At 57.2% G+C, this 20149-nt stretch carries 16 protein-coding genes; 7 read left to right on the top strand and 9 right to left on the bottom strand.

Features of this window, described 5'->3' with window-relative positions; genetic code table 11:
• Positions 1-149 precede the first annotated feature (149 nt).
• The 9 genes from AA098_RS27680 to rpmH all read right to left on the bottom strand — a co-directional run bounded on the left by AA098_RS27680 (position 150) and on the right by rpmH (position 8949).
• On the bottom strand, positions 150-1022 hold the full coding sequence (locus AA098_RS27680) for a ParB/RepB/Spo0J family partition protein (protein WP_003253185.1): 873 nt from the start codon (positions 1020-1022) through the stop codon (positions 150-152).
• A gap of 9 nt (positions 1023-1031) precedes the next feature.
• Positions 1032-1823 (bottom strand): ParA family protein, encoded by a 792-nt coding sequence (locus AA098_RS27675; protein WP_003253182.1) that lies wholly within the window; start codon positions 1821-1823, stop codon positions 1032-1034.
• An 18-nt stretch (positions 1824-1841) separates the two neighbouring features.
• A complete protein-coding gene (rsmG, locus tag AA098_RS27670) occupies positions 1842-2492 on the bottom strand; it encodes a 16S rRNA (guanine(527)-N(7))-methyltransferase RsmG (RefSeq protein WP_003253179.1) in 651 nt (216 codons plus the stop codon).
• The gene (gene mnmG / locus AA098_RS27665; RefSeq protein ID WP_003253177.1) at positions 2489-4381 is read right to left on the bottom strand and encodes a tRNA uridine-5-carboxymethylaminomethyl(34) synthesis enzyme MnmG; all 1893 of its coding nucleotides are present in this window, start codon (positions 4379-4381) and stop codon (positions 2489-2491) included. Before mnmG ends, rsmG begins: the two co-directional genes overlap by 4 nt.
• Before the next feature lie 633 nt (positions 4382-5014).
• Positions 5015-6385 (bottom strand): tRNA uridine-5-carboxymethylaminomethyl(34) synthesis GTPase MnmE, encoded by a 1371-nt coding sequence (gene mnmE, locus AA098_RS27660; RefSeq protein WP_003253174.1) that lies wholly within the window; start codon positions 6383-6385, stop codon positions 5015-5017.
• Between the two features lie 88 nt (positions 6386-6473).
• The gene (gene yidC / locus AA098_RS27655; protein ID WP_003253171.1) at positions 6474-8156 is read right to left on the bottom strand and encodes a membrane protein insertase YidC; all 1683 of its coding nucleotides are present in this window, start codon (positions 8154-8156) and stop codon (positions 6474-6476) included.
• A 2-nt stretch (positions 8157-8158) separates the two neighbouring features.
• Complete coding sequence (gene yidD, locus AA098_RS29050) at positions 8159-8404, bottom strand: membrane protein insertion efficiency factor YidD (RefSeq protein WP_003253169.1); 246 nt, start codon at positions 8402-8404, stop codon at positions 8159-8161.
• Positions 8397-8801, bottom strand: a complete 405-nt coding sequence (gene rnpA, locus AA098_RS27650) for a ribonuclease P protein component (protein WP_003253166.1) — start codon at positions 8799-8801, stop codon at positions 8397-8399. Before rnpA ends, yidD begins: the two co-directional genes overlap by 8 nt.
• A gap of 13 nt (positions 8802-8814) precedes the next feature.
• Positions 8815-8949: a 50S ribosomal protein L34 gene (gene rpmH, locus AA098_RS27645; RefSeq protein WP_003253163.1), complete on the bottom strand. Its 135-nt coding sequence runs from the start codon at positions 8947-8949 to the stop codon at positions 8815-8817.
• 595 nt (positions 8950-9544) lie between these two features.
• On the opposite strand from rpmH, the gene dnaA reads away from it, so the two are divergent.
• The 7 genes from dnaA (at position 9545) to AA098_RS27610 (ending at position 20120) form a co-directional block, all read left to right on the top strand.
• Positions 9545-11062: a chromosomal replication initiator protein DnaA gene (gene dnaA, locus AA098_RS27640; RefSeq protein WP_003253158.1), complete on the top strand. Its 1518-nt coding sequence runs from the start codon at positions 9545-9547 to the stop codon at positions 11060-11062.
• Between the two features lie 40 nt (positions 11063-11102).
• Positions 11103-12206 (top strand): DNA polymerase III subunit beta, encoded by a 1104-nt coding sequence (gene dnaN / locus AA098_RS27635; RefSeq protein WP_003253156.1) that lies wholly within the window; start codon positions 11103-11105, stop codon positions 12204-12206.
• A gap of 15 nt (positions 12207-12221) precedes the next feature.
• Entirely contained in the window at positions 12222-13325 is a 1104-nt protein-coding gene (gene recF / locus AA098_RS27630; protein ID WP_003253154.1) for a DNA replication/repair protein RecF, read from the top strand.
• Between the two features lie 4 nt (positions 13326-13329).
• Entirely contained in the window at positions 13330-15750 is a 2421-nt protein-coding gene (gene gyrB, locus AA098_RS27625; RefSeq protein ID WP_003253152.1) for a DNA topoisomerase (ATP-hydrolyzing) subunit B, read from the top strand.
• A gap of 836 nt (positions 15751-16586) precedes the next feature.
• The gene (locus AA098_RS27620) at positions 16587-17225 is read left to right on the top strand and encodes a TnsA endonuclease N-terminal domain-containing protein (protein ID WP_011953077.1); all 639 of its coding nucleotides are present in this window, start codon (positions 16587-16589) and stop codon (positions 17223-17225) included.
• The gene (locus AA098_RS27615) at positions 17206-19164 is read left to right on the top strand and encodes a DDE-type integrase/transposase/recombinase (protein WP_016497347.1); all 1959 of its coding nucleotides are present in this window, start codon (positions 17206-17208) and stop codon (positions 19162-19164) included. The genes AA098_RS27620 and AA098_RS27615 overlap by 20 nt, the downstream gene beginning before the upstream one ends.
• On the top strand, positions 19161-20120 hold the full coding sequence (locus tag AA098_RS27610) for a TniB family NTP-binding protein (RefSeq protein ID WP_010951429.1): 960 nt from the start codon (positions 19161-19163) through the stop codon (positions 20118-20120). The genes AA098_RS27615 and AA098_RS27610 overlap by 4 nt, the downstream gene beginning before the upstream one ends.
• Positions 20121-20149 lie beyond the last annotated feature (29 nt).

The following is a 20149-nucleotide window of genomic DNA, read 5'->3' as shown; positions in this document are numbered from 1 at the left end:
CACAACTGCTCCTCGGAAGTCGACCAACAAGTCAGCTATGACTTGGCATAATTTGTGCCGACAAAATGCGCGCAGAGTATAGGGGTGGATTAACCCCTATTCAACTCTTCGGTAGTGATTTCCGACTTCGCGCTACAACAGGAATTGTTTCAGCGGATGTGAGCGAGCACGCCTTGCAACTCATCAAGCGAGTTGTAGCGAATAACCAACTGGCCTTTGCCCTTGTTGCCATGACGGATCTGCACGGCCGAGCCCAGGCGCTCTGCGAGCCGCTGTTCAAGGCGTGCGATATCCGGATCAGGTTTGCTCGGTTCGACCGGATCAGGCTTGTCGCTGAGCCACTGACGGACCAGTGCCTCGGTTTGGCGCACGGTGAGGCCACGTGCGACAACATGACGCGCCCCCTCCTCCTGACGATTTTCATCCAGGCCGAGCAATGCACGGGCGTGCCCCATCTCCAGATCACCGTGGGCGAGCATGGTCTTGATCGCATCAGGCAAGGTAATGAGGCGCAGCAGGTTGGCCACAGTCACCCGCGACTTGCCCACAGCGTCAGCCACCTGCTGCTGGGTGAGCTCGAATTCCTGTTGCAGGCGCTGCAGGGCCATGGCCTCTTCCAGTGGGTTGAGGTCTTCGCGCTGGATGTTCTCGATCAATGCCATGGCGATGGCGGCTTCGTCGGGCACTTCGCGGACCATGGCCGGGATCGTGTCCAGGCCGGCCTGCTGGGTAGCGCGCCAACGGCGCTCACCGGCGATGATCTCGTATCGGTTGTCGCCAATCGGGCGTACCACGATCGGTTGCATCACACCATGGTTGCGAATCGAGTGCGCAAGCTCTTCCAGCGCCTCCGGGTCCATGTCCCGGCGAGGCTGATACTTGCCGCGCTGGACCAGCTCGACCGGCAGGTGTTGCAGTTCTTTCTGGTCGATCTTCACAGCCTGCTCTTCGAGCGCGCTGACGGAAGGACCACTGAGCAGTGCATCCAACCCACGTCCGAGACCCCGTTTCTTGACGGCCATACGGATTCCTTAAGTTGTTTGTGCAGTGCGTGATGGACGGCGTTGACGGCGTACCAGTTCCCCAGCCAGGGCCAGGTACGCCAGCGCGCCCCGCGATTGCTTGTCGTAAGCAAGGGCTGGCATGCCGAAGCTGGGGGCCTCGGCCAAGCGAATGTTGCGCGGAATGACCGTGTCGTACAGCTGAGGGCCAAAGTGCTCCTTCAACTGTGCCGAAACATCGTTGTTCAGGCTCAGACGCGGATCGTACATGGTCCGCAGCAGGCCCTCGATCTTCAACTCCGGGTTCAACCGGGCGGCGATACGCTTGATGTTATCCACAAGGTCGCTGAGACCTTCCAGTGCGTAGTACTCACACTGCATGGGGATAATCACGCCATCGGAAGCGACCAGAGCATTCAGCGTGAGCATCGACAGCGACGGCGGGCAGTCGATGAGGATGTAGTCGTAGTTATCGCGAATAGGCGCCAGGGCGTTGCGCAGACGGCTTTCCTTGACCTGCATTTCCAGCAGCACCACCTCAGCGGCGGTCAGGTCACGGTTGGCCGGCAGCAACTGGAAGCCTCCGTGCTCGGAGTAGTGCATAGCCTGGGCCAAGTCGCACTCCCCGATCAGCAGGTCGTAGACCGAATGCTCGAGCTCGTGCTTGTCCACACCGCTGCCCATGGTGGCGTTGCCCTGCGGATCGAGGTCGATCAGCAGGACACGACGCTTGGTCGCAGCCAGCGAGGCGGCGAGATTGATACAGGTGGTTGTCTTGCCCACACCACCTTTCTGGTTCGCGATTGCGAATACCTTAGCCATTGTTGCGAGTGTTCCCAGTCATGCCTTGCGGCGCAGTATCAGCAGATGGCGCTGGCCCTGGCAACCCGGAACGGTCAGGGCCTGTTCGCTTTCCACTGTGAAGTCTGCGGGCAATGCTACCAGTTCATCGGCAGGATGCAGCCCCTTCATTGCAAGCCATTGCGTCCCGGTGTCGCCCAAGTGGCGGGTCCAGTTGGTGAAGTTCTCCATGCTGCTGAAGGCGCGGGAGATGATTCCGTCGAACGGTTGTGCCGGCTGGAAGGCCTCGACCCGGCTGTGGATAACCGTGAGGTTGTCCAGCTTGAGTTCCATTTTCACCTGAGTCAGGAAACGGGTCTTCTTGCCATTGGCGTCCAGCACGGTGACGCGCTTGTGTGGATGCAGGATAGCCAGCGGGATGCCGGGCATGCCACCGCCGCTGCCAACATCCAGCCAGTTATCACGATCGTTGTGGATAAAAGACATGACGCTAAGGCTGTCGAGCAGGTGACGCGAAACCATCTCGTCCGGATCGCGCACAGCAGTCAGGTTGTAGGCTTTGTTCCATTTGATCAACAGAGCCAGGTAGCCAAGCAGCTTCTCGTGCTGCTCGGCAGTCAGCTCGACGCCAAGCTGGCGCGCACCTGTGGATAACTCTTCAGCGTGTTGAGGGGTGACCAGGGAACTCAAGCGCTTTGCTCCAATTCGCGGCCAGCGCCGCGTTTTTTCAAGTGAATCAGCAACAGGGAAATCGCCGCCGGGGTCACACCCGGGATACGCGAAGCCTGGCCCAGCGTCTCCGGACGGGTCTGGCTCAGCTTGCCCTGTATCTCCTTGGACAGGCCGGAAATCGTCGTGTAGTCGATATCCACAGGCAGGCGTGTGTCTTCGCTGGCGCGCAGTCGGGCAATTTCATCCTGCTGACGGTCGATGTAGCCGGCGTACTTGGTGCGGATCTCGACCTGCTCGGCAACCTGTGGATCGATTGCTTCACCGCCAGTCGCTTCGATCAGGCCGGCGTAGTCGATTTCGGGACGCGCCAGCAGGTTGAGCAAGCTGTACTCGTGGCTCAGCGGAGTGCCGAATTTATCCACAACGGCCTGGCCTTGCTCGGTATTCGGCCGAACCCAGGTCGATTTCAGGCGCTGTTCCTCACGCTCGATACCGTCGCGCTTGGCGCAGAACGCGGCCCAGCGCTGGTCATCGATCAGGCCCAGTTCACGGCCCTTTTCGGTCAGGCGCAGGTCGGCGTTGTCTTCGCGCAGTATCAGCCGGTACTCGGCACGCGAGGTAAACATGCGGTACGGCTCCTGAGTACCCAAGGTAATCAGGTCGTCCACCAGTACGCCGATGTATGCCTCGTCGCGGCGCGGGCACCAGCTGTCACGGCCCTGCGCCCGAAGTGCGGCGTTAGTCCCGGCCAGCAGGCCCTGGGCGCCGGCTTCTTCGTACCCGGTGGTGCCGTTGATCTGCCCGGCGAAGAACAGGCCGCCGATGACTTTGGTCTCGAGGCTGTACTTGAGGTCACGGGGATCGAAGTAGTCGTACTCGATGGCATAGCCCGGGCGCACGATGTGGGCGTTTTCCATGCCGCGGATCGAACGGACCAGCTCCAGCTGCACGTCGAACGGCAGCGAAGTGGAAATACCGTTGGGATACAACTCATGGGTGTTCAAGCCTTCCGGCTCAATGAACACCTGGTGGCTTTCCTTGTCGGCGAAGCGGTGGATCTTGTCTTCGATCGACGGACAGTAGCGCGGACCGACACCTTCGATCACACCCGAGTACATCGGTGAACGGTCGAGGTTCGACGCAATGATCTCGTGGGTGCGCGCATTGGTGTGGGTAATCCAGCAACTCACCTGACGCGGGTGCATTTCGGCATTGCCCATGAACGACATCACCGGGATCGGCGTATCGCCTGGCTGTTCGGTCATTACCGAGAAGTCCACCGAGCGGCCGTCAATGCGTGGCGGGGTACCGGTTTTCAGGCGGCCGACGCGCAGCGGCAGTTCACGCATGCGGTGGGCCAGGGCAATCGAAGGTGGATCACCGGCGCGACCACCGGAATGGTTTTGCAGACCAATGTGGATAAGGCCGCCGAGGAAGGTACCGGTAGTCAGCACCACCGATTCGGCAAAGAAACGCAGGCCCATCTGGGTCACCACGCCTTTGACCTGGTCCTGCTCGACGATCAGGTCGTCGCAGGACTGCTGGAATATCCACAGGTTTGGCTGGTTTTCCAGGATTTCACGTACCACTGCCTTGTAGATGGCGCGGTCGGCTTGCGCACGGGTGGCACGTACGGCCGGGCCCTTGCGGTTGTTCAGAACGCGGAACTGGATGCCGCTCTTGTCGGTGGCCAGCGCCATGGCGCCGCCGAGCGCATCGATCTCTTTGACCAGATGGCTTTTGCCAATACCGCCGATGGCGGGGTTGCAGCTCATGTGACCGAGGGTTTCCACGTTATGGGTCAGCAGCAGGGTTTTCACACCCATGCGTGCAGACGCAAGCGCAGCCTCGGTACCGGCATGGCCGCCGCCGATGACGATCACGTCAAAACGGGAAGGGAAATCCACCACGCACCTCGTGCCTGTTTTTGCGAATAGAGAAGGTAAGCGGACAAGTATAGGGACTTCACCCCCACTAAAGAAACCGTCTGAGCAAATTTTGACCAGTCTGTGGATGAGTGGCAAACAACAGAAATCAAAGAGAAGAAATTTAAAAAGCTTTGTTTTTATGTTTATTCTTATGCACAGCGATATCTGTGGATAAAGTCCTGTATCCCAATAATGGCGCTATGTAGAGAGAAATTAAACCCTGTGTCTGGAGTGCCATGAGGCCTATGGATAACGTCTTTTAGCCTGTGGATTAAATGGCTGTTTACCCACAGGCGGGTTTTCCCTCAGAAAAAAAGCCCGCTTATCAACTGAGCTGAAGGCGACTTTTCCACAGGGCTCCTGAGCACAGTTTTCAAGCCGAGCATGGAAAATTCATCGCGCTGGCGGCCAGACATGGTCAGGTTGGAGCGGTCGAGCCCGCGAAAGGGTCGGTACATCCACAGGGATCTGGAGCTTGTAAGGGCTTCTTCGCGGCCCCGCCCGCCCCCACAGGTGTTTGGGTCATCGGCCTGCATTCATCTTCTGCAACGAATTTCAGGCAAAAAAAAGCCGCTCCCTAAGGAGCGGCGCTTGGCCTTGCCTGGCTGTGGATTACTTGCCGATGCAGAAGCTGGAGAAAATCCGCCCAAGCAGGTCATCCGAGCTGAATGCTCCTGTGATCTCCCCCAGCGCATGCTGTGCCTGGCGTAAGTCCTCAGCCAGAAGCTCTCCCGCGCCCGCCAAGGTCAATTGGGCACGGCCGTGCTCCAGGTGCTCGCTGGCCTGGCGCAAAGCATCCAGATGGCGCCGGCGGGCGCTGAAGCCACTCTCTGCAGTCTGCTCGTAACCCATACAACCCTTCAGATGGTCGCGGAGCAGTTGCAGCCCTGTGTCGTCGCCCTTGGCGCTCAGGGTAATGGTCACATGGCCGTCATCGCACTGTTCCAGCGCTACCCGCTCACCACTCAGGTCGGCCTTGTTGCGAATCAACGTGACCTTGGCCGGGTCCGGCCGCTGAGCGAGAAACTCCGGCCACAAAGCGAACGGATCGCTGGCCTCGGGCGCAGTGGAGTCGACCACCAGCAGCACACGGTCTGCCTCGCCAATGGCCTTCAGGGCGCGTTCCACACCGATCTTTTCCACATGGTCATCGGTATCGCGCAAGCCGGCAGTATCGACAACGTGCAGCGGCATGCCGTCGATGTGGATATGTTCGCGCAGGATATCCCGCGTGGTGCCGGCGATGTCAGTGACGATGGCTGCTTCCCGCCCGGCCAGCTGGTTCAGCAAGCTCGATTTACCGGCATTCGGTCGGCCAGCAATGACTACCGTCATGCCGTCACGCAGCAAGGCGCCCTGCCCGGCCTCGCGCTGCACAGTGGATAACTCGCTGCGCACGGCATCAAGCATCGACAGCACATGGCCATCGGCGAGGAAGTCGATCTCTTCCTCAGGAAAGTCGATCGCCGCCTCGACGTAAATACGCAAGGCAATCAACGCCTCGGTGAGGCTGTGCACACGCTTGGAGAATTCCCCTTGCAGCGAGCGCAGGGCGTTGCGCGCTGCCTGGCTGGAACTGGCCTCGATCAGGTCGGCGATGGCTTCGGCCTGCGCCAGGTCGAGCTTGTCGTTGAGGAAGGCGCGCTCGCTGAACTCGCCCGGGCGAGCCAGACGACAGCCGACTTGTACACAGCGCTGCAGCAGCATGTCCAAAACCACCGGGCCGCCGTGTCCCTGCAGTTCAAGCACGTCCTCACCAGTGAACGAATTAGGCCCGGGAAAGAACAGAGCAATCCCTTCGTCCAGCACCAGCCCTTCATCGTCGCGGAACGGACCGTAATGGGCATGCCGCGGGGTCAGGGTGCGGCCAGTGATCAACAGGCCGGCCTTGGCAGCCAGAGGGCCGGACAACCTGACAATTCCCACACCGCCCCGGCCTTGGGCCGTGGCGATGGCGGCGATGGTTTCACGCACAGTGTTCATGCTCGAAAGCCTCTACGACAAAAACGACAGATAGCAAAAACGCCCCACTAGGGGGCGTTTTTTATTCACAGGCTAGCGTATTAGCCCGTCAAGCAGCAGCTTTTTTGGTAGCTGCTTCGATACGGCGAGTGATGTACCACTGCTGCGAAATCGACAGGCAGTTGTTCACAACCCAGTACAGCACCAGACCGGCAGGGAACCACAGGAAGAAGAAGGTGAAGATGATTGGCATCATTTTCATCACCTTGGCCTGCATCGGATCCGGCGGTGTCGGGTTCAGGCGCTGCTGGATGAACATGGTGGCGCCCATGATGATCGGCAGGATGAAGAACGGATCCTTGATCGACAGGTCGGTAATCCACAGTATCCATGGGGCCTGGCGCATTTCCACGCTTTCCAGCAATACCCAGTACAGGGCCAGGAATACCGGCATCTGCACCAGGATCGGCAGGCAGCCGCCCAGTGGGTTGATCTTCTCTTTCTTGTAAAGCTCCATCATCGCCTGGGACATCTTCTGGCGATCGTCACCGAAGCGTTCCTTGAGTGCGGCGAGCTTAGGTGCAACGGCACGCATACGCGCCATGGAGCGGTAGCTGGCAGCCGACAGTGGGAAGAACAGGCCTTTGATCAACATGGTCAGCACGATGATCGACCAGCCCCAGTTACCCAGCAGGCTGTGGATATGTTGCAGCAGCCAGAAGATCGGTTGGGCGATAAACCACAGGAAGCCGTAGTCGACGGTCAATTCCAGGCCTGGGGACAACTCTTTCAGCTTGGACTGGATCTTCGGGCCGGCGTACAGCAGGGCACTGGTTTCGACCTTGCCGCCAGCCGGTACGCTGATAACCGGGCCGGTGTAGCCGATGATGTAGTTGCCCTGGCTATCCTTGCGGGTCTGGACAACGTTGTTGTCCGACTTGGCCGGAATCCAGGCGGTCACGAAGTAGTGCTGCAGCCAGGCAACCCAACCGCCGGACACATTTTCTTTCAAACTACCTTTGTCGATGTCCTTCATCGAGACCTTTTTGTAAGGCTCAGATGCTGTCCACAGGGCAGCGCCCAGGTAGGTAGCGGTGCCGGTGGCAGTACTGGAGGACGGATCGCCGCTGGCATCACGCTTGAGCTGGGCAAACATGTTGCCGCTCCAGGCCTGGCCGCTCTGGTTGTCGATCAGGTAGCTGACATTCAGGTCGTACTCACCGCGCTTGAAGCTGAAACGCTTGATGTAGTTGACACCGTTGTCACTGAACTTCAGGTCTACCACCAGTTGTTCCTGGCCGTCGGCCAGCTGGTAGCTCTTCTGCTCGGCGGCATACAGGGGACGGCCGCTGGCGCGGGCATCCGGGCCATCGGTGCCGGTCAGACCACTTTGTGCCAGGTAAACACGCTCACCACCGTTGTCGAACAACTGGAATGGAATGTTCGGGTGGTCTTGACGGCGTGGGTACTTCGGCAGGTTCAGCTGGACGATGTCACCACCGACCGGATCGATAGCCAGTTCCAGAACGTCGGTCTTGACTCGGATCAGGTCCTTGCTGAGTGCGACCGGTGCCAGTTCGGCAGGGCTCGATTCGGCGTTGGCGCTCGGTACATCGGCGCTGGCACCGTTGTTACCGGCCGGCACGCCATCGGGCAAGCCCGGAGCAACAGTGCTGGCAGCAGTATTCTGAGTCGGCAGGGCAGCCTGGCCGTAGTCATCGTTCCACTTCAGGACCATGACGTAGGACACGACTGCCAGCGCGGCGATCAGGATCGTGCGTTTAATATCCATGATTACTCGGCTATCGAAGAAGTTCGGGAGGAAGGAGCGGGTGGAACGGGGTCGAAACCGCCGTCATTCCACGGATGACAACGCCCCAGGCGACGAACGGCCAGCCACCCACCACGCCAGATGCCATGGTTTTCGATGGCTTCATACGCGTAACAGGAGCAACTGGGGAAAAACCGACAGTGATTGGCCATCAGAGGACTAATGGCGTAACGGTAAAACTGGATCGGAACGAGTGCCAGTTTACGCATCTTGGCTGTCTACCCCTGCGGAATTGGCGGTGACTGCTGGTGTCGGCCGACTGCGCGCCAGGCGTTTCCAGAGCTTGCCAAAGTGTTGGTGCAATTCCGGGTTTTCTATCTCACCCAATCCCTTGCGCGCGACGATCACGATGTCCAGGCCGGCAAGCAATTGCTGGTTCAGACGAAAGGAATCGCGCATCAAGCGCTTGAGGCGGTTGCGTTGAACGGCGAGCTTGACACTCTTCTTGCCGATTACCAAGCCAAGGCGTGGGTGATCGAGGCCGTTCTCGCGAGCAAGGATCAGCAGGTTTTTCCCTGGAACCTTGCCGGTTGGGGAGTCGAAGACCGCTTTGAAATGCCGGGGTGTAAGCAGTCGCTTTTCCCGACTGAAGTCCTGACTCACCACCTGTGCCGAAAAATCAAATGGCCAGACGCTTACGGCCTTTGGCACGACGACGCGACAGAACAGCACGGCCGTTCTTGGTAGCCATACGGGCACGGAAACCGTGGGTGCGGGCGCGCTTGATGGTGCTTGGTTGGAAAGTACGTTTCATGGCGTGTTACCTGGTTTGTCGACGACGGGCCGGGATGGCCCCCTTTTTAAGAGACCGGCGATTCTAGAGAAAGCAAGCCCATAGGTCAATTTCCAACCAGTCTTTCCATATAGAGCATGTGATGGACGGTGCCTGTTGATCAGTGCCCAAGGGGTGCTTGATCGGACACACGGATCGGGGACAACATGAAAAAAAAGAAGAGACATATAAAAAGCTTTTTTGAAGAACTTATAACTCTTAAGTGGATAACCTTCTGTGGATAACCTGCGCTAGCCCATGAATTACGGGGTGTACAGAGTTTTACAACTTTGTTCTGAACCCGTGCTGCGCTTGTTCCCATCGTGAGCGAAAGCTGTGGATGAAAACACCTGTTATCCACAGTGGAGTTATCAACAGGCTAAGGGCTGGGGTTGTGCATAGCCCTCATGGGCGTTTATCCACAGGGCTTATTCACAGAGGCGAAAAGCCGTTTTGGTCGATAAATGGCTGTTTTGTCGTGGTTCCTAACGTGTCCACATGTGGATAACTGAACGCTCGACCGGTACAATGGCGGTTTGTTTTTGCCTCATCCGGCTTTCAAACTCAGGGGATATCCGTGTCAGTGGAACTTTGGCAGCAGTGCGTGGAGCTTCTGCGCGATGAACTGCCTGCCCAGCAATTCAACACCTGGATCCGTCCGCTACAGGTCGAAGCCGAAGGCGACGAGTTGCGCGTCTATGCGCCTAACCGTTTCGTTCTCGATTGGGTCAATGAAAAGTACCTGGGTCGCTTGCTCGAGCTGTTGGGTGAGAACGGTAGCGGCATTGCACCAGCCCTTTCCTTATTAATAGGTAGCCGCCGCAGCTCGGCCCCAAGGGCTGCGCCCAACGCGCCGGTCAGCGCTGCCGTTGCGGCTTCGCTGGCGCAGACTCAGGCGCACAAGACGGCCCCGGCCGCAGCGGTTGAACCCGTTGCCGTGGCCGCGGCCGAGCCTGTATTGGTCGAGACGTCTTCGCGTGACAGCTTTGATGCCATGGCCGAGCCTGCTGCTGCGCCGCCCAGTGGTGGCCGGGCTGAACAGCGCACCGTGCAGGTTGAAGGTGCGCTCAAGCACACCAGTTACCTGAACCGGACCTTTACCTTTGACACCTTCGTCGAAGGTAAGTCGAACCAGCTCGCCCGCGCGGCTGCCTGGCAGGTTGCGGACAACCCTAAGCATGGCTACAACCCACTGTTCCTTTATGGCGGTGTGGGTTTGGGTAAAACCCACCTTATGCATGCTGTGGGTAACCATCTGCTGAAGAAGAATCCGAACGCCAAGGTCGTGTACCTGCATTCGGAGCGTTTCGTCGCGGACATGGTCAAAGCGTTGCAACTCAACGCCATCAACGAATTCAAGCGCTTCTACCGCTCGGTGGACGCGTTGCTGATCGACGATATCCAGTTCTTCGCTCGCAAAGAGCGCTCGCAAGAAGAGTTTTTCCACACCTTCAACGCCTTGCTTGAGGGTGGCCAGCAGGTAATCCTTACCTCTGACCGCTATCCCAAGGAAATCGAAGGCCTGGAAGAGCGTCTGAAGTCGCGCTTTGGTTGGGGCCTGACGGTGGCTGTCGAGCCGCCAGAGCTGGAGACCCGCGTAGCAATCCTGATGAAGAAGGCCGACCAGGCCAAAGTCGAGCTCCCGCATGACGCAGCCTTTTTCATCGCTCAGCGCATTCGATCCAACGTCCGTGAGCTGGAAGGTGCACTGAAGCGGGTTATCGCTCACTCGCATTTCATGGGCCGTGACATCACCATCGAGCTGATTCGTGAATCGCTCAAGGATCTGTTGGCGCTGCAAGACAAACTGGTCAGTGTGGATAACATTCAGCGTACTGTCGCTGAGTACTACAAGATCAAGATCTCCGATCTGTTGTCCAAGCGTCGTTCGCGTTCTGTCGCGCGCCCGCGTCAGGTAGCCATGGCCCTGTCCAAGGAGTTGACCAACCACAGTCTGCCGGAAATCGGCGACATGTTCGGTGGTCGCGACCATACGACCGTGCTGCACGCCTGCCGCAAAATCAATGAACTGAAGGAATCCGACGCGGACATCCGCGAGGACTACAAGAACCTGCTGCGGACGCTGACGACCTGATGGCCGTCTGCGCAGCTAATTGAAGGCAAGGGACTAGACCATGCATTTCACCATTCAACGCGAAGCCCTGTTGAAACCCCTGCAACTGGTCGCCGGTGTCGTCGAGCGCCGTCAGACCTTGCCGGTCCTGTCCAACGTCTTGCTGGTCGTACAAGGCCAGCAACTGTCGTTGACCGGTACCGACCTGGAAGTCGAGCTGGTAGGCCGCGTGCAACTGGAAGAGCCGGCAGAGCCTGGCGAGATCACTGTTCCGGCGCGCAAGCTGATGGACATCTGCAAAAGCCTGCCTAACGACGCCCTGATCGATATCAAGGTCGATGAGCAGAAATTGTTGGTAAAGGCCGGCCGCAGCCGCTTCACCCTGTCGACCCTGCCTGCCAATGACTTCCCGACTGTGGAAGAAGGCCCGGGTTCGCTGACCTGCAACCTGGAGCAGAGCAAGCTGCGCCGCCTGATCGAGCGAACCAGCTTCGCCATGGCCCAGCAGGATGTGCGCTATTACCTCAATGGCATGCTGCTTGAGGTTTCCCGCAACACGTTGCGCGCCGTATCCACCGACGGTCACCGCCTGGCGCTTTGCTCGATGAGCGCGCCGATCGAGCAGGAGGATCGACACCAGGTCATCGTGCCGCGTAAAGGTATCCTGGAGTTGGCGCGCCTGCTGACCGATCCTGAAGGTATGGTCAGCATCGTGCTGGGCCAGCATCACATCCGCGCCACTACTGGCGAGTTCACCTTTACCTCCAAGCTGGTGGACGGCAAGTTCCCGGACTACGAGCGCGTACTGCCCAAAGGCGGTGACAAGCTGGTTGTCGGAGACCGCCAGGCGCTGCGTGAAGCTTTCAGCCGTACTGCGATTCTTTCCAACGAAAAGTACCGCGGTATTCGCCTGCAACTGGCTGCCGGTCAACTGAAGATCCAGGCTAACAACCCTGAGCAGGAAGAAGCTGAAGAAGAAATCAGCGTGGACTACGAAGGTAGCTCGCTGGAGATTGGTTTCAACGTCAGCTACTTGCTGGACGTGCTGGGCGTGATGACTACTGAGCAAGTTCGTCTGATCTTGTCCGATTCAAACAGCAGTGCGCTGCTGCAGGAAGCTGGCAATGACGATTCTTCCTACGTTGTCATGCCGATGCGCCTGTAACCTGTAGCAGGCGAAATGTCCCTTCGACGTATCATGGTCACCGCGGTGCGCAACTTGCACCCGGTGACACTCTTACCCTCCCCCCGCATCAATATCCTTTACGGCGCCAACGGCAGCGGCAAGACCAGCGTGCTAGAAGCCGTGCATTTGCTCGGGCTGGCCCGTTCATTTCGCAGCACCCGCCTGAATCCGGTTATTCAGTACGAACAGGCTGCCTGTACTGTGTTCGGCGAGGTTCAGCTGACGGAGGGTGGTACGAGTAACCTGGGTGTGTCCCGTGAGCGACAAGGGGAGTTTACTATCCGCATCGATGGGCAAAATGCGCGCAGCGCCGCGCAATTGGCTGAGTTACTGCCGCTTCAGCTCATCAACCCAGACAGTTTCCGGCTGCTTGAAGGCGCCCCCAAAATACGCCGCCAGTTTCTGGACTGGGGGGTGTTCCACGTGGAACCTCGTTTTCTGCCAGCCTGGCAACGCCTTCAGAAGGCGCTGCGGCAGCGGAACTCATGGTTGCGTCATGGTACACTTGACCCAGCTTCGCAAGCCGCCTGGGACCGGGAATTGTGCCTGGCTAGCGCGGAAATAGATGAATACCGTCGCAACTACATCAAGGCCTTGAAGCCCGTCTTCGAGCGAACCCTGAGCGAACTGGTCGAGCTGGACGGGTTGACCCTAAGCTACTACCGAGGCTGGGACAAGGACCGGGAACTGCAAGAAGTGCTCGCCTCCTCCCTCCTTCGCGATCAGCAGATGGGCCATACCCAAGCCGGTCCGCAGCGTGCTGATCTGCGTTTGCGGTTGGCTGGCAACAACGCAGCCGACATCCTGTCGCGTGGTCAGCAAAAGTTGGTGGTATGCGCATTGCGCATTGCCCAAGGCCACCTCGTTAGTCAGGCTCGCCGCGGTCACTGTATTTATCTCGTGGATGACTTGCCGTCCGAACTGGATGACCAGCATCGCCGCGCACTGTGCCGCTTGCTTGAAGAATTACGCTGCCAGGTGTTCATCACCTGTGTAGATCACGAATTACTGAGGGAAGGCTGGCAGACGGAAACGCCAGTTGCTTTGTTCCACGTGGAACAAGGCCGTATCACCCAGACCCACGACCATCGGGAGTGAAGGCATGAGCGAAAATCAAACGTACGACTCCTCCAGCATCAAGGTGCTGAAAGGTTTGGATGCCGTACGCAAGCGTCCCGGCATGTACATTGGCGACACCGATGATGGTAGTGGCCTGCACCACATGGTCTTCGAGGTGGTCGACAACTCGATCGACGAAGCCCTCGCCGGTCACTGCGATGACATCACTGTCATCATCCACCCGGACGAATCTATCAGTGTGCGCGACAACGGTCGCGGCATTCCGGTCGATGTGCATAAGGAAGAAGGCGTTTCCGCAGCCGAGGTCATCATGACTGTGCTGCACGCCGGCGGTAAGTTCGACGACAACTCCTACAAAGTATCCGGCGGTCTGCACGGTGTAGGTGTGTCGGTTGTGAACGCCCTGTCCGAGAAGCTGGTTCTGACCGTTCGCCGTAGCGGCAAGATCTGGGAACAGACTTACGTTCACGGTGTTCCACAAGCGCCTATGGCGGTTGTCGGTGACAGTGAAACCACGGGTACCCACATCCACTTCAAGCCATCGGCTGAAACCTTCAAGAACATTCACTTCAGCTGGGACATCCTGGCCAAGCGCATCCGCGAGCTGTCGTTCCTCAACTCGGGCGTTGGCATTCTGCTGAAGGACGAGCGCAGCGGTAAGGAAGAGTTCTTCAAGTACGAAGGCGGTCTGCGTGCGTTCGTCGAGTACTTGAACACCAACAAGACGCCGGTCAACTCCCAGGTGTTCCACTTCAACGTTCAGCGTGACGATGGCGTGGGTGTTGAAGTCGCCCTGCAATGGAACGACAGCTTCAACGAAAACCTGCTGTGCTTTACCAACAATATTCCGCAGCGTGATGGCGGTACCCACCTGGTGGGCTTCCGTTCCTCGCTGACCCGTAGCCTTAACAGCTACATCGAGCAGGAAGGCCTGGCCAAGAAGAACAAGGTGGCAACCACTGGCGACGACGCCCGTGAAGGCCTGACCGCAATCATCTCGGTGAAGGTACCGGACCCGAAGTTCAGCTCGCAGACCAAGGACAAGCTGGTCTCCTCGGAGGTGAAAACCGCCGTGGAACAGGAGATGAACAAGTACTTCGCCGATTTCCTCCTGGAAAACCCGAACGAGGCGAAGGCCGTCGTTGGCAAGATGATCGACGCGGCTCGCGCCCGTGAAGCCGCCCGTAAAGCCCGTGAGATGACCCGCCGTAAAGGTGCGCTGGATATCGCGGGTCTGCCGGGCAAGCTGGCCGACTGCCAAGAGAAGGATCCTGCTCTCTCCGAACTGTACCTGGTGGAGGGTGACTCTGCGGGTGGCTCGGCCAAGCAAGGCCGCAACCGTCGTACCCAGGCAATCTTGCCGCTGAAGGGTAAAATCCTCAACGTCGAGAAAGCGCGCTTCGACAAGATGATTTCGTCCCAGGAAGTGGGCACGCTGATCACTGCGCTGGGCTGTGGTATCGGCCGTGAAGAGTACAACATCGACAAACTGCGTTATCACAACATCATCATCATGACCGATGCTGACGTTGACGGTTCGCACATCCGTACGCTGCTGCTGACCTTCTTCTTCCGTCAGCTGCCGGAGCTGGTCGAGCGTGGCTACATCTATATTGCCCAGCCGCCGCTGTACAAGGTGAAACGAGGCAAGCAGGAGCAGTACATCAAGGACGATGAGGCCATGGAAGAGTACATGACCCAGTCGGCTCTGGAAGATGCCAGCCTGCACCTGGACGAATCGGCGCCAGCAGTTTCGGGTGTGCAGCTGGAAGCGCTGGTGAATGAGTTCCGTAGTGTCATGAAGACTCTCAAGCGCCTGTCGCGCTTGTACCCGGAAGAGCTGACCGAGCACTTCGTCTACCTGCCTGAGGTGACCCTGGAGCAGTTGGGTGACCACGCAGTGATGCAAGCCTGGCTGGCCCAGTTCCAGGCGCGTCTGAACTCCAGCCAGAAGTCTGGCCTGGCTTACAACGCCAGCCTGCGTGAAGACAAAGAGCGCAACGTATGGCTGCCTGAAGTGGAAATTACCTCTCACGGTCTGGCCAGCTACATCACGTTCAACCGCGATTTCTTCGGCAGCAATGACTACCGTACCGTAGTCAACATTGGTGCCAAGCTTTCGAGCCTGTTGGGTGAAGGTGCGTACGTGCAGCGTGGTGAACGCCGCAAGGCAATCGTCGAGTTCAAAGAGGGCCTGGATTGGCTGATGAACGAGACCACCAAGCGCCATACGATTCAGCGATACAAAGGGCTGGGTGAGATGAACCCGGACCAACTGTGGGAAACCACCATGGACCCGACCGTTCGCCGTATGCTCAAGGTCACTATCGAAGATGCCATCGCCGCTGACCAGATCTTCAACACCCTGATGGGTGATGCAGTCGAGCCGCGTCGTGACTTCATCGAAAGTAACGCGCTGTCGGTGTCGAACCTGGACTTCTGATCAGGTGTAGGTTCACAGAAAAGCTGCACGCTTTCACAAATAGATGACCGGCCGGGCTTCAACCATGGCCCCTGTCGGTCACCATCAAGCCCGCCTTCGCGGGCTTTTTTTTGCCTGGAATTCCTGCCGGGGCGCCCTACTCCGCTCATTGGAAAATGATGCAGATGGGGGGATTTGAGGAAGTGATTTGATGGGGCGCTGGAAGTGCTGAGAGGGTCGGCGGGCGGATCTGAGCAGCAGAGAGATTGAGAGGACTTTAAAACTAATATTTGAACACCTTAATAGTTAATTAAGCGTACGTGTTAAGTATTAATTTGAACAATTTAGTATGGAAATGGAATTTGGTGGAAGTTGCCATTTTGGATTTTTTGTAGATTTCGAAGGGATGTTGGAATAAGATCTATGACCAACTTTTCCGCTTTGCACTGAAGATTTTCAGCCAAATCAGCTGTTTGAAGCGAGAGCTTCAGACCTGATCCAAATTGCTCCAGCGATCACGAAGTGGCCGTTTAGAAATAAAGAGAGCAAGCCGATTGCTTTAGATTCTGATCAGTCATGAGAGTCATGACCAATGAGAGAAAAGGAGACCTGAAAATGTAGAAAAACGCGATCAATCCCGAGAGGACTGACCGCGCTTAGCGAAGCAGACTTGCGTCCTCAGAACCCGCAATGTCTGCTTTTTCGAAGCGACTGTCAATCCTCTCCCATTTTTTCGACCTTAGCGAGGTTACTCGACGGCACAGTGTTGCCTGTCGAAAGGCCTCACTTCGCCCGCCCTGCGCCTTGATTTTTTGGCGCAGCGTCGGCGCTCGTTTCGAGATTTTCGGAGGTGTTTCATGACAGTACGAAAGGTGGTCACGCGGCGGTCCAACCATTACCGCGGCTACTTCCCATCGCTCAAAAATAAAAAGCCTGTGCCCTGGGAGTCCCAGCTCGAAGGCGCTCTTTTTCGGCTTCTTGAGCTGTCTCCTGCGGTCATCGGCTACGTCCCGCAGCCCAGTGAGGAACGTGTTCCATCGCTCCAGGGCTACTTCAAATATTACCCAGACGTACAGGTTTTCCTCGCGGATGGGCGCGAGTGGTGGTTTGAAGTGAAGCCTCACGACCGACTGAAGATTGCCAGCGTCAGGCAGCGACTGGATGCCGCTGAGCGCTACTTCAACGCCACTGCCCGTAACTTTTCGGTGATCACTGAAAAGTTAATTGAAGCTGAACCCCTGGCTACCAATCTTAGAAGGCTGATGTATCACCGGCGCGGTCCAGAGCTTTCGCATCAGGCGTTGGAGGAGGTAATGGCGACCTTCAACGAATGGCCGCCTATGACCGTTGCAGATCTGCTCTACGTGGTTGGTGAGGGGAAAGCCTGGCGCTTGTTAGGCCTTGGGGTGGTGGGCATTGACCTTGATAGGTCAATTGACACTGACTCCCCGGTCTTCCTGCAAGGGGGGCACCGTCATGCAAACCTTTTCCCTTAGGGTGAAATTGGTCGTCATCGTTCGTGGCGTACTGATGGTGCTTGAGAAGAGGCTTATTGACCGGAAGCTGCTCTTTTTCGATGAGCTTGGTGAGCCCACGAAGCTATCCGAGAAGGAGTTCTATGAGGCCTACGAGAAGCGCGAGATCGAGATCTCCGCTGATCAGCCATACCTTGGGAAGGTTCCGTATGTGCGGAACGTCCCTCCAGATATTTCATGCTTCCCCAAAAAACATGGAGATGAGGCATTGCGTCGACGCAAGTATCTGGACGACCTAACTAAGCGCGGTAAATACAAGCTACCGGGTGACGAAGACATGATCAAGAAACTTAGAGATATCGCCAAAAAGATTGGGGATGCGTGCGCACCCTCGGTTTCCACTATTCGACGTTGGGCAGCCAAATACATTGGCCAGAACGTAGTAAAGCTTATCCCTCAGCATGCCAAAAAGGGTCGGGCTGCCGCGATACAGGGAGAGCTCGAAGTTATTCTTGAAGGGGTGATTAATAAAACCTACCTGCAGGATACGATTCCAGCGGTCAGCGTGGTCGTTTCAGAATTCGAAGATCAGATAAAAGAGAGGAACAAAAGTCGTTTGCCTTCGGATCAGCTCAAGATCCCAAGCGGAATGACTGTCCGAAGGTACATCGCCAAGCTGGATCCGTACCTTGTGGATAAGGAGAGGCTCGGAAAACACGCAGCAGACAAGAAGCACCGTGTTGCGGCGGGTGTCCTACGTGTCCATGAGATTTTGGAACGTTGGGAAATTGATCACACCTTGTTGGACGTCCAGCTTGTGGATGAAACCTCGGGGCTGTGCATTGGGCGCCCCTATCTGACGATCGTCCTCGACCGCTTCTCTCGAATGGTGATGGGATATTTGCTCCACCTGTCGGCGCCAAATACGGAAACCGTGCTTCGTGTGATCGAACGCTCAATCCGTCCAAAAGCCGAATTGCTGAAGCGCTTTCCGAAAGTGAGAAATGAATGGTGGGCACGTGGGCTGCCGGCTCGAATAGTCCCAGACAACGCAGCGGAATTTCACGCGGGCGATCTCATCATGGGATTCAACGAGTTGGGTATCGAGATCATGTATCCCGCTTCAAGGGCCCCTCAAAGGAAAGGTGCCGTCGAACGCTTTTTCAGCACACAGAACCTGGGGCTTATCCACAACCTCCCGGGTACCACCTTCTCGAATATCCAGCAGCGTGGCGATTACGACTCGGAGAAGAATGCATGTTTCACGCTCCCTCAATTGGAGGCGGTGGTAGTGAAATGGATCGTCGATGGTTACCACCAGACTCCTCATCGGGGGCTGGACAACAGAACACCGGCTCAAGTCTGGGGGACTAGCGAGGCGAACCATGTCATCAGCCTTCCCGTCGACCTGGACTCGTTGGAGTGCATTCTGGCCAAGCGGGCCTCGGTGAAGGTTCACCATTACGGCATCGAGGTTGCCAAAGTGGGCTACCACTCTACGGAACTTGCTGAGCTCCGTATGCGTTTGGCAGACGGAGAAAAGGTAAACGTCCGCTATCGAGACGAAGCCGGGCACGTTTGGGTTCACGACCGCTTCAGAAACTTGTTCTTCAAAGTGCCCGCCAAAGATGAGCGAATGGCCGGTAAGAGCAGGGAGGTGTGGAAGGCTGCCGAGAAAGCGCTGCGAGAAAAATATAATGAGCAGCCTAGCTTCGAGGCTACGCACAGGTGCTACCAGGAAATTATGGAAGATGCAGACGAGGCCCGCCGTTCGCAGACGCTCAGAAAACGACGCGCAGCTGCCATAGCGAAAATCGACAAGGAGGGTCGAGTGACCGAAAGCACGCCTCCACCCAAGGTACTCGCTGAAGTGGAATGGACCGGTGACTCTATTCCTAACATTCCGCCAGCAGCCTTCAAGGTCTCGGTTCGTCGCCCTGCTGGGAGTTCTAAGCCATGAACGCCATCAATCTGTACGAATGCTACGAGCATGGTGAATACAGCTTTACGCTCCGCGATCGTTTTATTCACAGCCCTCAAGTCGAGCGAGCGTTGACGCGACTAGGCGATATCCACGGCGATAGTCGGCGTACCAGAGCAAGTAAAGGGTTGCTGATCCAAGGTCCAAGCGGAGTGGGCAAGAGCACATTGGTCAAGGAGTACATTCGGTCATTGGAGGAATTGGAGAGCCATGACCCACAGAAGCGGACAGTTCTGTTCGTCGAGATGCCTTCGTCTCCAACCAAAAAGAACCTGGCAGCAGCCATTTTGGCAGAGCTGAAGGATCCCTTCGCAGAGGCACGAGGACATTCGGCAGAGGTTAAATTTGCGCGAGTAGTCCTGCTGCTGAAGAACCTTGGCGTGGAGATGTTGGTCCTCGATGAGGCGCAGCACCTGGTCGATTATCGTCGTAATGGTGCGTATGAGGCAGCAGACTGGATCAAGAGTCTGATGAATGAAACCAGTATCGCGTTTGTTCTGATTGGGCTGAAGCGCACCGAAAATCTCCTGCTAGCAAACGAGCAACTGCGACGCAGGTTTTCGGCCACGGTGGCATACGATCGCTTCACCTTCTCCGCTAATACGTCTCTTCATTTCGTGATGTTGTTGCAGGCAATCGAGGGCGAACTGCCTGTTCAAACCATCAGTTTTGTAGAGCCAGCGATGATTAAACGCTTCTACCTGGCTTCCTATGGATTGATCGACTACCTCATCAAGATTGTGGACAGGGCTGTTTGGCTGGTTCAAGTCCAGGACCTTGTCGGGATTGAACTTCCTGTGCTGGCCCAGGCTTTTGAAGACGAGGTTTGGAGCTACGCCACCGAGGATCGAAACCCCTTCAGTGCGAGCTTCAATTTCCAGCCTCTGTTCGGGAAGCGGGAGCCGTTTGAGACGTTCGAAGAGAGCAGTACCTGACGGCCAAGGGCCGGGCTTATCGGCCCGGC

This window comes from Pseudomonas sp. JY-Q (assembly GCF_001655295.1).
Classification (GTDB): domain Bacteria; phylum Pseudomonadota; class Gammaproteobacteria; order Pseudomonadales; family Pseudomonadaceae; genus Aquipseudomonas; species Aquipseudomonas alloputida.
The sequence above is the reverse complement of the archived record's forward strand: the minus strand, read 5'-3'. Positions and strand labels throughout refer to the sequence as shown.

Bases quoted from the DNA above. Each gene is read 5' to 3' on its own strand.
- AA098_RS27680 (WP_003253185.1), bottom strand. From the start codon at position 1,022: ATGGCCGTCAAGAAACGGGGTCTCGGACGTGGGTTGGATGCACTGCTC.
- AA098_RS27675 (WP_003253182.1), bottom strand. From the start codon at position 1,823: ATGGCTAAGGTATTCGCAATCGCGAACCAGAAAGGTGGTGTGGGCAAG.
- mnmE (WP_003253174.1), bottom strand. From the start codon at position 6,385: ATGAACACTGTGCGTGAAACCATCGCCGCCATCGCCACGGCCCAAGGC.
- yidC (WP_003253171.1), bottom strand. From the start codon at position 8,156: ATGGATATTAAACGCACGATCCTGATCGCCGCGCTGGCAGTCGTGTCC.
- yidD (WP_003253169.1), bottom strand. From the start codon at position 8,404: ATGCGTAAACTGGCACTCGTTCCGATCCAGTTTTACCGTTACGCCATT.
- rpmH (WP_003253163.1), bottom strand. From the start codon at position 8,949: ATGAAACGTACTTTCCAACCAAGCACCATCAAGCGCGCCCGCACCCAC.
- dnaN (WP_003253156.1), top strand. From the start codon at position 11,103: ATGCATTTCACCATTCAACGCGAAGCCCTGTTGAAACCCCTGCAACTG.
- recF (WP_003253154.1), top strand. From the start codon at position 12,222: ATGTCCCTTCGACGTATCATGGTCACCGCGGTGCGCAACTTGCACCCG.
- gyrB (WP_003253152.1), top strand. From the start codon at position 13,330: ATGAGCGAAAATCAAACGTACGACTCCTCCAGCATCAAGGTGCTGAAA.
- AA098_RS27620 (WP_011953077.1), top strand. From the start codon at position 16,587: ATGACAGTACGAAAGGTGGTCACGCGGCGGTCCAACCATTACCGCGGC.
- AA098_RS27615 (WP_016497347.1), top strand. From the start codon at position 17,206: ATGCAAACCTTTTCCCTTAGGGTGAAATTGGTCGTCATCGTTCGTGGC.
- AA098_RS27610 (WP_010951429.1), top strand. From the start codon at position 19,161: ATGAACGCCATCAATCTGTACGAATGCTACGAGCATGGTGAATACAGC.